General features: G+C 69.4%; 12 protein-coding genes. 1 reads left to right on the top strand and 11 read right to left on the bottom strand.

Translation table 11 applies throughout. The features are described 5' to 3' along the window. Window positions 1-19: 19 nt before the first annotated feature. From WFH44_RS06685 to WFH44_RS06660, 6 genes are read right to left on the bottom strand one after another with little or no spacing between them, the layout of a single operon-like run. A complete protein-coding gene (locus WFH44_RS06685) occupies window positions 20-976 on the bottom strand; it encodes a glycosyltransferase (protein WP_336712686.1) in 957 nt (318 codons plus the stop codon). A gap of 47 nt (window positions 977-1,023) precedes the next feature. Beyond that, window positions 1,024-2,172 carry a glycosyltransferase gene (locus WFH44_RS06680; RefSeq protein WP_336712685.1) on the bottom strand — a complete coding sequence of 383 codons (1,149 nt, stop codon included), beginning with the start codon at window positions 2,170-2,172 and terminating at the stop codon, window positions 1,024-1,026. Further along, window positions 2,169-3,347 carry a glycosyltransferase family 2 protein gene (locus WFH44_RS06675; protein WP_336712684.1) on the bottom strand — a complete coding sequence of 393 codons (1,179 nt, stop codon included), beginning with the start codon at window positions 3,345-3,347 and terminating at the stop codon, window positions 2,169-2,171. The genes WFH44_RS06680 and WFH44_RS06675 overlap by 4 nt, the downstream gene beginning before the upstream one ends. Further along, a complete protein-coding gene (locus WFH44_RS06670) occupies window positions 3,340-3,705 on the bottom strand; it encodes a DUF2304 domain-containing protein (RefSeq protein ID WP_336712683.1) in 366 nt (121 codons plus the stop codon). The genes WFH44_RS06675 and WFH44_RS06670 overlap by 8 nt, the downstream gene beginning before the upstream one ends. A gap of 4 nt (window positions 3,706-3,709) precedes the next feature. After that, window positions 3,710-4,408: a glycosyltransferase family 2 protein gene (locus WFH44_RS06665; RefSeq protein WP_336712682.1), complete on the bottom strand. Its 699-nt coding sequence runs from the start codon at window positions 4,406-4,408 to the stop codon at window positions 3,710-3,712. A gap of 8 nt (window positions 4,409-4,416) precedes the next feature. Then, window positions 4,417-5,535: a glycosyltransferase gene (locus WFH44_RS06660; RefSeq protein WP_336712680.1), complete on the bottom strand. Its 1,119-nt coding sequence runs from the start codon at window positions 5,533-5,535 to the stop codon at window positions 4,417-4,419. Window positions 5,536-5,689: 154 nt separating this feature from the next. On the opposite strand from WFH44_RS06660, the gene WFH44_RS06655 reads away from it, so the two are divergent. Continuing rightward, window positions 5,690-6,853: a hypothetical protein gene (locus tag WFH44_RS06655; RefSeq protein WP_336712679.1), complete on the top strand. Its 1,164-nt coding sequence runs from the start codon at window positions 5,690-5,692 to the stop codon at window positions 6,851-6,853. A gap of 14 nt (window positions 6,854-6,867) precedes the next feature. On the opposite strand, the gene WFH44_RS06650 is transcribed toward WFH44_RS06655, so the two are convergent. Genes WFH44_RS06650 through WFH44_RS06630 form a run of 5 tightly spaced genes read right to left on the bottom strand, consistent with a single transcriptional unit; the run spans window position 6,868 to window position 12,137 of the window. Continuing rightward, window positions 6,868-8,028, bottom strand: a complete 1,161-nt coding sequence (locus tag WFH44_RS06650; protein WP_336712676.1) for a glycosyltransferase — start codon at window positions 8,026-8,028, stop codon at window positions 6,868-6,870. Between the two features lie 4 nt (window positions 8,029-8,032). Next, window positions 8,033-9,055: a Gfo/Idh/MocA family protein gene (locus WFH44_RS06645; RefSeq protein ID WP_336712674.1), complete on the bottom strand. Its 1,023-nt coding sequence runs from the start codon at window positions 9,053-9,055 to the stop codon at window positions 8,033-8,035. Between the two features lie 3 nt (window positions 9,056-9,058). After that, on the bottom strand, window positions 9,059-10,153 hold the full coding sequence (locus WFH44_RS06640; protein WP_336712672.1) for a DegT/DnrJ/EryC1/StrS family aminotransferase: 1,095 nt from the start codon (window positions 10,151-10,153) through the stop codon (window positions 9,059-9,061). Continuing rightward, window positions 10,150-10,788, bottom strand: a complete 639-nt coding sequence (locus tag WFH44_RS06635) for an acyltransferase (RefSeq protein WP_336712670.1) — start codon at window positions 10,786-10,788, stop codon at window positions 10,150-10,152. The genes WFH44_RS06640 and WFH44_RS06635 overlap by 4 nt, the downstream gene beginning before the upstream one ends. Window positions 10,789-10,847: 59 nt before the next feature. Beyond that, window positions 10,848-12,137 (bottom strand): nucleotide sugar dehydrogenase, encoded by a 1,290-nt coding sequence (locus WFH44_RS06630; RefSeq protein WP_336712668.1) that lies wholly within the window; start codon window positions 12,135-12,137, stop codon window positions 10,848-10,850. Window positions 12,138-12,187: the final 50 nt, after the last annotated feature.

Here is a 12,187-nt window from a genome sequence, read left to right as displayed (position 1 = left end):
ACCGCAGGCGGCGAAGGCCTCAGATCCCGGCGTAGATCCCGGCGAGCTGTTGGACGATGCGCTCGGGGCCGTGGTTGGCACGGACCCAGCCCGGTCCGTCGAGCTGGGCCGAGACGCCCTGCGGGTCTTCGATGGCTTTGCGGACGTGCTCGCCGAAGTCTTCGGCCCGCTCCGGCTGCAGAACCGGCGACGGTCCAGGGTAGTATCCGGCGGCCGGGCGCATCACCACGGGCACGCCGATCCCCACGGCCTGCAGCTCGCTCATCGCCATGATTCCCCCGCTCTGCCCTACCACGCAGTGGGCGGAGGCCAGCCAGCGCAGGTACGCGGGCTTCGGCATCTTGGGCTGCAGCCGCACCCCGAGCGCGGCGGCCTGCGCTGCCCCGTTGCCCCAGTCCAGTCCCTGCACCTCGGTTTCCGGTCCGACGGCGGCCAGCACCGAGCGCGCTGCCTCCAGTTGGGCGCTGCCTCCCTTGGAGTCGTCCCAGCGGGACGCGAAGACGACGCGCGGCCGGGACGCCGGGGTCCATGCCGGCAGTTCTTCGGTGTCCAGCGGGTTGGGGAGATAGACGGCGTCAGAGCGTGCCTCGGCAGCATGTTCCGCCAGGTCCGGCGTCGAATAGAGGACGACGGCGGCGTGGTCAGCTCCCCACTGGAGCGCGGGGCGCCGGGCGGGCTCATAGAACTGGGTGCGGATGTCGGTGCCGTGGAAGTGCAGCACGAAGGGGCGGTAGGGACGCGAGCGGACCACCCCGAGCCGGGAGCCGGAATGTAGATGCAGCAGGTCGGCCCGGAGTATGCCCGCCGCCCGCGCAGCCTGCCAGGCCAGTTCGGCGGCCATGCGCGCGGGGCGCGACCCGGGGGACGGGCCACGGGCGGTATCCGAAGGAGGCAGGCGGTTGAAATGCCGCCACGGCAGTCCCTCCCGGCGCCCGTACTTCACCAGCGTGGCCCCGACGTCCGCAGCGTCATACACGTGCAGCACCTTGGGGGTGGCCGCGGCCCGAGCTGCCCCCTGGCCCGTCAACGCGACTCCCGCCGGTCGCCGTCGAACAGGGCGTCGACGGCACGTTCCCAGCCCCGGTTCTGGTATTCGGACGAGAGTTCCTCGGCCGCCTGGTGGGCGTTCTTCTTCCACTGGTCCACCTGCTCCGGCGCCAGCCCGAGCAGGACCTTCCGCAGGGCCGCGGCGGAGAAGTCCGCCGTTACGGCACCGAGGCCGTGCCGTTCCAGCAGGTCCTGCATCGCCGGGGACGGCCCGATGATCAACGCCGTGCGTGCCTGGACCGCCTCGAAGAACTTGTTCGGCAGGGCGTTCGCCAGGTTGAAGTTGGTGGGCGGGATGACGGAGATAGAGACGTCGTATTCGCTGATGGTGCGCACCAGCTCGCTGTACGGTACGGGCTCGCGGAAGCGGACGTTGGCCAGCGGCTCGGCCTGGCGCCGCAGCTCCTCCACATAGGCCGGCTCATTCGGCATCACGATCAGGTCCAGTTCCAGACCCTCCGGCGCCCCGTCCATCGCCGAGATGATGTCTTCGATCCGCCGGTAGCGCTGGCCCGCCGAGCTGTAGATCAGGCGGATCGGCCGGCTGGTCGGCCTCGGCGCGAGGTCCGCGTAGGGTGCCGCATTGGTTACGACGGCGGCCTCGACCCCGAAGTCGTGGCCATACTGCCTGGCGATCCCGTCCGACACGGTGGTCACCGACTTGGCCTGCGGGAGGAAGGTCCGGCAGACCCAGCGCACGTAGGGTGCAACCAGCAGCCGCCACGCAGGCTTATTGAAGTGTTCCTTGGGCGCGAACTCGTGCAGGTCCGCGTGCACGCCGTGGGTGCTATCGAGGCTCAGCGCCAGCGGGAGGGTGTTGGCGTCGTTGGCCAGGACGGCGTCGAATCGCCGGCCGCGGAGCAGTCTGTTGGCCTCGGCCACGGCCGCTATGTTCCAGTACACCTGCCGGTAGCGGCGCTTGAGCAGCCCCTTCGGGTCCCGTGGCCAGCTCGGCAGGCCGGTCGCCAGCTCCACATGGTCCTTGACGCCGTCGGGGGCCGCCCCGAATCCGCACGTGACGACGTCGTACTTGTCCCGGAACAGGTTGATCTGCTTGAGCACCCGGGGATCGCTGCGCAGCGGCGACAAGGACAGGATCAGCAGCTTTCCGGCTTTCGAACTCATGTGGCGTCCTTCCGCCCCTGCGGGCTGTTGGCGGCGGGGAAGGCCCGCAGCGGGCGGCGGGCCTTCCCCAAGACCGAGGCGAGCAGTGAACTTGCGTTGCTGCGCAGCGGAGCTTCCGAGCGCAGGTTGTCGGCCAAATGTCTGGTCAGGCTCCGCCGCAGCGGGCCGGCGGCCTCCCGCCGCTGCAGGGCCCGGCGCACGTCGGCCGGGCTGCCCGTTCCGCGCAGGGCCGCCAGCAGGTCTGCGTCCGGCCTGCTCAACGCGCGGGACGAGCCCGGCGCGAAGGCGGCGATTTCGCTGGTCAGCGCGGAAAGCTCCTGGCAGTCAGCGGGGTCCCAGGCGAAGCCGGATCCGCGGCGCAGGGCCGCGCTGAGGACGTGGCCGCGAAGGAGCTTCACGGCGATGGCATCCCGCTCGGGCGGACGAAGGCCGGCGAACCATTCTCCTTCGACCAGGTGCCGGACGTCGCGGAACTGCTCCTTCAGCGCAAGGACGGCGGAGGTCACCCGGACCTCGGCATCCTCGCCCACCAAGTAGGCGGGCAAGCCAGGCCGGTAGGCGATGGCGGCGCCGGCGAACCACAGCTTCAGCCCGAATTCGAGGTCCTCGCCGGTCTGCAGGCCCTCCGTCAGCAAAAGCTGGTTCGCCTCGAGCAGGCGGCGGCGGAAAAGGCCCAGCGGCGCCGTCCGGTAGGCCAGCCGGTCTTTGAGCGGGTCAACCAGCGGGCCGCGCAGGACCCGGGCCCGCGGTGTCAGGATCGGGCAGCCGGATCGCGTCCGAAGCGGCGCGATGGCCACGTCGGCGTTGGTGGACGCCGCGAGGTCCAGCCAGGCCGCGACGGCGCCGGGCTCCAGCGCGTCGTCCGAGCCCATGATGCCGACGAACTCCGCCGTAGCGGACCTGAGCCCGAAGTTGAACGGACCGGCCGGGGAGGCGATGCCGTCGTTGAGCTCCAGGACCTTGGCAGCAGACCCGTCCAGTCCCGCGAGGGCCTTCCGGACGGGCGCCGGATCCATGTTGTGGCAAACAACGACGGCGGCGGCCCTGCCTTGGCCCGCCGCTGCGACGGATTCGACCGCCCGCCGGATGGGCCGGTCAGCCGTATGCACGGCGATGACGATCTGCGCTTCCGGCTCGAGGGCCGGGCCGCGACCATGGCCGGCGGCTTCACCCATCCCGCTGCTCCTTGGCGGACGCGTCGGGCCTCGGCGCCTCATCGAGCGCGATCCGGCGCGCGAGCTTGGTGATCCTGGCCTCCAGTTGGCGTGCGCGCTGGAACGAACTCGCCATGAACACCATAAAGGCAACGATCAGCGCGTACAGCACCAGGTCGGTGCCGCGGCCGATACCGAGCAGATTCGCCACCCGGGTCAGCAGTCCCGGAACAAACACGGAGAGCACCGCCACGGCGGCGAAGGCCACCAGCAGGATCCGGCGCACGGCCTGGTGCTTGGCGTCGCCGCCCCCGCGTATGAGCGCAAGCGCGCCGACGATGACGGCCAGGACCAGGACAATTTGGACGAGAATGATCATGAGCTCACCTGAAGAAGAGGTCCGCGAGGATATTGACGCCGTTCAGCAGGGACTGCCCCTTGGCCTTGGAGTACTCGGTATACACGATCTCGACGGGATGTTCCACCAGGACCGGCTTCAGCTCGGCCAGCTGGTGGATCAGCTCCGAGGCATGTGCCATCCGGTTTTGGGTCAGGTTGATTTTCGCGGCGACGGGAGCCGCGATGACCCGCAGTCCGTTGTGCGCGTCGGTCAGCTGCAGCCCGGTGGACATCCGCGACTGCAGGGCGGCGGTGCGCAGGACGAGCCGCTTGAGCCGGGACACGTCGGCGCTGCCTTCAAGGAAGCGTGAGCCCAGGACCACGTCCGCTTCGCCCGCACGGACCCTGGCGAGCATCACGGCTGCGTCGGCGACTTTGTGCTGCCCGTCAGCGTCGAAGGTGACGACGGCGTCAAGCTCCGGGTCCTGCAGGGCGTACTCGAAGCCGGTCTGGAGGGCCGCGCCTTGACCGAGGTTGACGGGATGCTGCACCACCACGGCCCCCGCCGAACGGGCGATCTCCGCCGAGCCGTCCGAGCTGCCGTCGTCGACGCACACCACATGGCTGAACTCTTCGAGCAAGCCGGTAACAACCGAACCGATAACGGTAGCCTCGTTAAACATTGGCACGACTACCCAGGAACGACTCACCAGCCCAGTATTCCACAAGGGACATAGGACCATGGCACCCGTCAGGCGTGGGCCCCGACCATGCGGTAATGGGCATCCAACTGCTCCGCGCTGACGGCCAGCGAGCGGTTTTCGACGACGAACTGCCGCGCCGCCGTGCGCATGTTCTGGTAGCTCGCGTCACTGAGGCTCAGCAGCTCGAGCAGGCCGTCGCGCAGTTGGGAGTAGTCCGCTTCGCCTGCGAGCAAGCCGGTTGTACCGTCGTCGAGCATCTCCGGAATGCCCCCGCTGCGGTACGCGAGCACGGGGGTCCCGCAGGCCTGGGCCTCCAGCACCACGAGGCCCGCTGCCTCCCGCGCTCCCCCGGCCTCCTGGCTCGGTGCCACCAGCACGTGGGCCTTCTGCATCCAGCCGCGGATCGCCTCGCGGTCCATCCGGCCGAGGAAATCTATGTGCGGATGGCTCGCGGCCTGCTCCTCGACGGCGTCGCGCAGCGGGCCGTCGCCGATGACTACGAGCCGGTGGCGGGCCTTGCGCCAGACCGCCAGGGAGGCGTCAATCAGGTCCCGGATCCCCTTCTGCGTGTTCAGCGTGCCCACGAAAAGCACGATCGGTGTTTCCCGTTCCTCCCGTGCGCCGGGAGTGAAGTAGTCCGTGTCGACGCCCTGGTAGTGGACCTCGATCTTGTCCGCATCCATCCCCAGCGCGGTGGCCTGCCCGGCCAGGTAGTTGCTGACGGCGAGCAGCCGCTGGCTCTGTGCGGATGCGGCCAGCACGTTGCGGTGGTGCCACTTGGCCATCATCGTGTCCGCCGGATTCGCCAGTGACACAACGTCGGAGCCATGGAGGGTCGTGATCAGCGGCACCCCGGAGAGCCTGGCAGCTTCCACGGCGGGGCGGGACCAGGTCCCGAAGTGCTGATGGACGATGTCCGGCTTGTACCGGCGCACCGCCAGGGTCATCGCGGGCATGAAGGCCGGCATCACCAGCTCGCGGCGGCGGAATCCGAGCAGCTGCCCGGGCACGAAGTCCGTGATGGGGACCGTGATGGACTTGTCCCGGATCTCGGCCACGAGCGTGAAGACCCGGAAGTCGTGGCTGTCCTTGAGGTGCTCCGCGTGGGCCACGGCGAAGTAGGTCGGCGGGATCCGCAAGGTGCTCTTGGTGATCGCTATCTTCACATGCATCCTGACGGGGTTCTCGGCGGGCGCGGCGGCCCGGCCGCGGTGGACACAGCAATCCTAGCCGGGCCACCTTGGGTTTTCCGCTGGTACCCGGACGGTAGGCTTGTCCTGGCCCCGACCGCGTCCCTGCCGCCGGAGCCAGGCCGTTGGCGTGAGCGCGACAGACAAGGACATGATGGCAGCCCCCCGGATCTTGTGTATCTCCTTCTCCGATATCGAGGCCGATTCCCGGGTGCTGCGTCAGGTTCGGCTGCTGGCCGAAGCCGGCGAGGTCACCACGCTCTGCTACGGCAACCGGCCGCCGGGCGCCACCCACCATCTGGAAGTCGACTCCGCGCTGCCGTCCCTGCCGCAGACCCCCGCGGGCGTGCTCAAGCTGGCCCTGCGGCGCTTTGCCGCCGTCGAGTTGTCCGCGCCGGCCCTCAAACAGGCCCGCGAGCTGGTCGGCGACCGTACCTTCGACCTGGTCGTGGCCAATGAGGCCCGGGCGCTCCCGCTCGCGCACGCGGTTGCCCACGGCGCACCGGTGTGGGGCGACATGCACGAATGGGCGCCGGAGGAACGTGCCCATGTCCTGCCCTGGCGGCTGCTCGTCAAGCCCTACATGTACAGCATCTGCGCCAAGTACTTACCCCGAACGACGGCGGTGACTGCGGTTAACGCCTCCATCGCGTCCCTGTATACGGAACAGTTCGGCTGCCGCACCGAGGTAGTCCGCAACGCCGGCCCCTTCCGCGACCTGGAACCTTCGCCACCGGCGCCCGGCAGGATCCGCCTCGTCCACAGCGGTGCGGCGGTACCGGGCCGGAACCTTGAGGGGACCATCGAAGCCGTCAAGGCGCTCGACGACCGGTTCACTCTGGACCTCTACCTGGTGAAGGCCCGCGACGGGGGCCGGTACTGGCAGCAGCTCAAGGACCTGACCGCCGGAGACCCGCGCATTACCTTCCACGATGCGGTCACGCCGGAGGAACTGCCGGCGACGCTTAACCGGTACGACGTGGGAGTCTTCAGCCTGCCGCCCCAGACCACCAATCACCGGCTGATGCTGCCGAACAAGTTCTTCGACTTCGTGCAGGCGCGGCTGGCCCTGGTCTTCAGTCCCTCGCCCGAAACGGCAAAGCTGATGCAGGAGCACGACCTCGGCGTCATCACCGAGGATTTCAGCAATGCCGCGCTGACGCGGGCGGTGGCATCCCTGACGAACGCCGATGTGGAGCGGTACAAGGCCAACACCCACCGGGCGGCGCGGGCGCTGAGCTCGGCAGAGGACGAATCAGTGACCCGCGCGGTACTGGCCCGGCTGCTCGGCTGAGAGGCCGCCTTTCGTCAGGTTCGGCGGACCGCTGCGGCCACGGCCTCCGCGGCCTTCGAGCCCACGCCGCGGAGCGAATAGTTCTCCCTGACCCAGCCGGCGAGCCTGGCGCGCTCCGCCGGTGCCGCCGGACTTTCCAGCACCGCGGCCATGGCCTCGGCAACCTGGCCGGCGTCCCAGTCCACGCTGGGCCCGAGGTTGTTCTGCTCCACGATGTCCCGCAGCGGGCCGACTCCGGCGTAGATCACCGGCGCACCGCAGGCCAGGCTGGCGAAGGCCTTCGTGGCAAAGGCGAAATCGTAGCCCCGTCCCGGACGCACCGAGGCGAGGCCGGCGGTGGCCTCCCGCAGGGCCGCCGCCGTTTCGGAGCCGCCGGCCACGCCCTTGAACCGGATGCGGCTGCCGGCCGGAGCGGCTCGTTCGGCCAGTTCGGCAAGTTCCACGCCTTGGCCATACATCAGCAGTTCGGCGTCCGGGAAGCGGTCCATGACCTTCAGGAATCCGTCCACGAAGACCCCGGCGCCCTGGATCTCCGACATCGTGCCGGCGTAGACAAAGGTCCGCTTCGAACCAGCCGGTGCGGCTGCCTCCGCCGCTGTCCCGGATGCCGCCGGCGTGAACGTGTCGGTGTCGATCCCGGTGCCGACCTCCGCGACCTTGGCCCGCCCGCGGGTCAGGTTCCGCACAGCGCCGCTCACGCCCGAGGAGACGCTCAGGACCCCGGCGGCGCCGTTCAGGACCCACCGTTCGACGGTCCGCAGCACCGTGACAATCAAGGGGTGGACTCCGATGCCGGCGGCCGCATCGGAGCTGACATCCGCGGCGAAATAGACGTAGGGCCGGCGCCGCAGCCGGCTTGCGACCCGGACAACCACCCCTGTCGTCGGCGGCGGCTCGACCAGCACGGCATCGAACCGCGGCGCGGCCAGCAGCCGGAAGAACAGCGGGATATCGAAGCTTGCGTACTGGACGTAGCCGCGGACGGCCCCGGTCCGGTCCCGCAGCACGGGCCACCGCCGAATGCCGCGAGTGGACCTTGCCGCCCCCGGGGCACGGCTGGTCAGCACCGTCACCGTGTGCCCGGCCTCCTCCAGCCCCTTGACGGTGGCAGCGAGGCGGTAGGCCGCGGCGCCGGCTTCCGGAGCGAAGATGCGGCTGGCAACCAGGATGTGCATGCAGTCAGTCCTGCAGCCGGATGGTCCTGGCCTCGCGGCCGGACGCGGCCATGGCCTCGGCCACCCGCAGCGTGTTGAGGCCTTCCCGCATGGATACGATCGCGGCACCGGACCCGCTGTCCCCCGGTGCCTCCCCGCGGGCGGACAGGACGGCGTCGCGGAAGGCCTCGTGCTCGACCTTCAGCGGCTCCCGCTTGGCGATCGCCAGGCGGGTCACGTCGCCCTCGCTGACTCCGCGGAAGTTGGCCACGGAGTCCCACTCTGTGCTGATGGTCCCGTTCTCGTAGTAGGTCAGGTCCGCCGTCAGCGTGTCCGCCACGAAGGAACCGCGCTCCCCCGTCACCACGGTCATCCGTTCCTTCATCGGCGAGAGCCAGTTGACCAGGTGGCTGGTGATGATGCCGTTGGCGAGCTGGCCGGTCGCGGCCAGCATGTCTTCGTGCTCGCGCCCCGAGCGGGTCGTCGTCCGCGCGCTGACGGACTCGTAGTGGCTTTCCGCCAGCCAGGCGGTCAGGTCGATGTCGTGCGTTCCAAGATCCTTGATCACCCCGACGTCGGCGATCCGGGACGGGAACGGCCCCTGCCGGCGGGTCGCGATCTGGTACACCTCGCCCAGGTCGCCCTTCTGCAGGCGCGCACGCAGCGACTGGAGGGCCGGGTTGTAGCGCTCGATGTGCCCGACGGCGCCGACGAGGCCGCGTCCCTCGAACGCGTCGGCGAGCCGCTGGCCGCCCTCGATGGTGGAGGCGATCGGCTTCTCCACCATCGTGTGGATGCCGGCCTCTGCCAGGGCGAGTCCGACTTCCTCATGCAGGCCGGTGGGCACGGCGCACATCACTATGTCCAGCCCGTGATCGATCAGCTGTTCCACCCTGTTGTAGAAGGGCAGGCCGCCGGCGACGCCGTGCGGGTCGCCGTAGGCATCCGCCACGGCCACCAGTTCCACGCCCTCGGTCTCCTGCAGCACCCTGGCGTGGTGGCGGCCCATCATACCCAGCCCGATCAGGCCGGCGCGCAGCTTACCCATGGATCAGGCACCTGCCTTCGCCAGCGCGTTGACCGCGGTCGCGATGCGGTCCAGGTCTTCCTGGTCCAGCGAGGGATGGACCGGCAGCGACAGCACCTGCCGCGCGGCGGCCTCCGTCACCGGAAGGTCGGCCGGCCGGCTGAAGGACGGCAGGCGATGGTTCGGGATGGGATAGTACACGCCCGAGCCGATCCCGTACTCCTCCTTCAGGGCCGCCGCAAAGCGGTCCCGCTCATTCTCCGGCACACGGATCGTGTATTGGTGGTAGACGTGGGTCGCCCCGTCGGCAACCGCCGGGGTTGCGACGCCCTCGAGGTTGGAGGTCAGGAACGCCGCGTTGGCCTGCCGCTGCTCGGTCCAGCGGCCGATCTTGGTCAGCTGGACCCGGCCGATCGCCGCGTGCAGGTTGGTCATCCGGGCATTGAAGCCGACGAGTTCGTTCTCGTACTGCCGTTCCATCCCCTGGTTACGCAGCAACCGCAGTCGGCGTTCGACGTCGTGGTCCCCCGTGGAGACCATCCCGCCCTCGCCGGACGTCATGTTCTTCGTCGGGTAGAGGCTGAACATGGCAAAGGTACCGAAGGTGCCGACCTGCTTGCCGTGCAGCGCAGCGCCATGCGCCTGCGCCGCATCCTCGAAGAGTGCCAGGCCGCGTTCGGCCGTCAGGGCGCCCAGCGCATCCATGTTCGCAGGGTGCCCGTAAAGATGGACCGGCATGATTGCCTTCGTGCGCTCGGTGATGAGCGGCTCCACCGCCGCGACGTCGAGGCAGTAGTGGTCCGGCTCGATGTCCGCGAACACGGGGGTGGCGCCCGTCAGCGCCACCGAGTTGGCCGTCGCGGCGAACGTGAAGGACGGGACAATGACCTCGTCGCCGGGGCCGATGCCGGCTGCGAGCAGGCCCAGGTGCAGGCCGGACGTACCGGAGTTGACGGCTACTGCCGCCCGCCCGTCAAGCAGGACTTCGGAGAATTCCTGTTCGAAGGAAGCCACTTCGGCCCCCTGCGCCAGCATGCCCGAAACCAGCACCGCGTCCACCGCGGCCCGTTCCTCGTCCCCGATGATCGGCTTCGCGGCCGGGATAAAGTCCTTGCTCACTCAGTTCTGCCTTCTTCCGTGCTAGCCGTTGGCTCCGCCGCGGCTTCCCGCAGCAGCCCGTTCTCCTCCGTGTAGGCGTCCCCGCTCTCCGGGCACAGCCACCGGTCCGACTGGCCCCCGTCCTCCTGGCGCAGGGGGTGTCCCGACTTGCCGACCCAGCCGATCCGCCGCGCCGGAACCCCCGCCATCAGCGCGAAGTCCGGCACGTCCTTGGTCACCACGGCGCCGGCGGCGATCGTGGCCCAACGGCCGATCCGCACCGGCGCCACGCAGACGGCCCGCGCCCCGACCGAGGCGCCCTCCGCGATGGTCACGCCCACGGGAGTCCAGTCGTGCGCGCTCTTGAGCGTGCCGTCCGGGTTGATCGACCGCGGATAAGTGTCGTTGGTCAGGACCGCGGCCGGGCCGATGAAGACCCCGCGGCCGAGCTCCGCCGGCTCGTATACCAGCGCATAATTCTGGATCTTGGTGTTGTCTCCGATCCGGACCCCGGTGCCCACGTAGGCGCCCCTGCCGACGATGCAGTCCGCACCCAGGACCGCGTCCTCGCGAACCTGCGCGAGATGCCAGATCTTGGTGCCCTCGCCCAGCCGGGCGCGTTCGGAGACATCGGCTGTCTCAGCGATAAATCCCACCGTTTTAGCTCCCTTTCGTGCGAAACTGCGTGCCGCCGTCGTACTTTGCCGCGGTGCCCTCAGGCCTTGCCGATCACCCGGTACGTGACTCCCTGCCACTGTTCCGGGCTGCTGACCCTGCGGCCGTCGATGAAGGCCTTGATGCCCGGCAGGTCGTCCGGCCCCAGTTCCTTGTACTCGGCGTGGTTCGCCTGTACGACGGCGGCGTCCGCCGGCTCGCCCAAGTGGTACGGGGCGAATCCGAGCTTCTCCAGCTCGGCGTCGCTGTACAACGGGTCGTGGACCAGCGCCGTGGCGCCGCGGGCCGTCAGCGCCTCCACCGCGCCGAAGACGCCGGAGAAGGCGGTCTCCTTCACTCCCCCGCGGTAGGCGGCGCCGAGAACGACGACGCGTGCCCCGGCCAGGTCGCCGAAGGCGCCTTCGAGCAGGCCGATCGTGTAGTCCGGCATGCCGGCGTTGGCTTCGCGCGCCGCGCGGACCACGGAGGCCTCCGGGTCGTTCCACAAGTAGAGCCGCGGATAGACCGGGATGCAGTGCCCGCCGACGGCGATGCCGGGCTGGTGGATGTGGCTGTAGGGCTGGGAGTTGGACGCTTCGATCACCTGGTAGATGTCGATGCCGGCCGTCGCGGCGTAGCGCGCGAATTGGTTGGCCAGGCCGATGTTCACGTCCCGGTAGGTGGTCTCGGCGAGCTTGGCCAGCTCGGAGGCCTCGGCGGAACCGAGGTCCCAGACGCCGTTGGGCCGCGCCAGGTCGGGGCGGTCATCGAAGTCCAGCACGGCTTCGTAGAAATCCTTCGCGGCCTCGGCTCCGGCCTGTGAGAGCGCACCGATGAGCTTGGGATACTTGCGCAGGTCCTCGAAGACGCGCCCCGTGAGGACCCGTTCGGGCGAAAAGACCAGGTGGAAGTCCTTGCCCTCCGCCAGGCCGGAGCCGGACTCGAGCATCGGCTTCCAGCGGGTGCGGGTCGTTCCGACCGGCAGGGTCGTCTCATAGGAGACCAGCGTGCCGGGCGTCAGGTGCTTGGCCAGTTCCTCGGTCGCCGCATCCATCCAGGCGAAGTCCGGCCGCGCCTCGGCGTCCACGAACAGCGGGACGACCAGGACCACGGCATCCGCGCCCGGCACGGCCTCGGCGTAACTGGCGGTGGCCTTCAGCCGTCCGGCCGGCACCAGTTCGCTCAGTTTGTCCTGCAGATGGGCTTCCCCCGGAAACGGTTCGGAGGCTGCATTGACCTGCGCGACAACGCTTTCGTTGACGTCGACGCCGATCACGTCGTGCCCCTTGGATGCAAACTGTGCCGCGAGCGGCAGGCCGATCTTTCCCAGAGCAATGACGGCAATCTTCACCGGGTGGATACCTCTTCTACATCGTGCTGCGCTGCGGGCGGGCGGACCGG

It is taken from the genome of Arthrobacter sp. USHLN218, from assembly GCF_037144715.1.
GTDB lineage: Bacteria > Actinomycetota > Actinomycetes > Actinomycetales > Micrococcaceae > Crystallibacter.
Note: the sequence above shows the minus strand (reverse complement) of the source record. Positions and strands in the feature narration are given on the sequence as shown.

Bases quoted from the DNA above. Each gene is read 5' to 3' on its own strand.
- WFH44_RS06680 (WP_336712685.1), bottom strand. From the start codon at position 2,172: ATGAGTTCGAAAGCCGGAAAGCTGCTGATCCTGTCCTTGTCGCCGCTG.
- WFH44_RS06665 (WP_336712682.1), bottom strand. From the start codon at position 4,408: ATGGTCCTATGTCCCTTGTGGAATACTGGGCTGGTGAGTCGTTCCTGG.
- WFH44_RS06645 (WP_336712674.1), bottom strand. From the start codon at position 9,055: ATGGGTAAGCTGCGCGCCGGCCTGATCGGGCTGGGTATGATGGGCCGC.
- WFH44_RS06670 (WP_336712683.1), bottom strand. From the start codon at position 3,705: ATGATCATTCTCGTCCAAATTGTCCTGGTCCTGGCCGTCATCGTCGGC.
- WFH44_RS06675 (WP_336712684.1), bottom strand. From the start codon at position 3,347: ATGGGTGAAGCCGCCGGCCATGGTCGCGGCCCGGCCCTCGAGCCGGAA.
- WFH44_RS06650 (WP_336712676.1), bottom strand. From the start codon at position 8,028: ATGCACATCCTGGTTGCCAGCCGCATCTTCGCTCCGGAAGCCGGCGCC.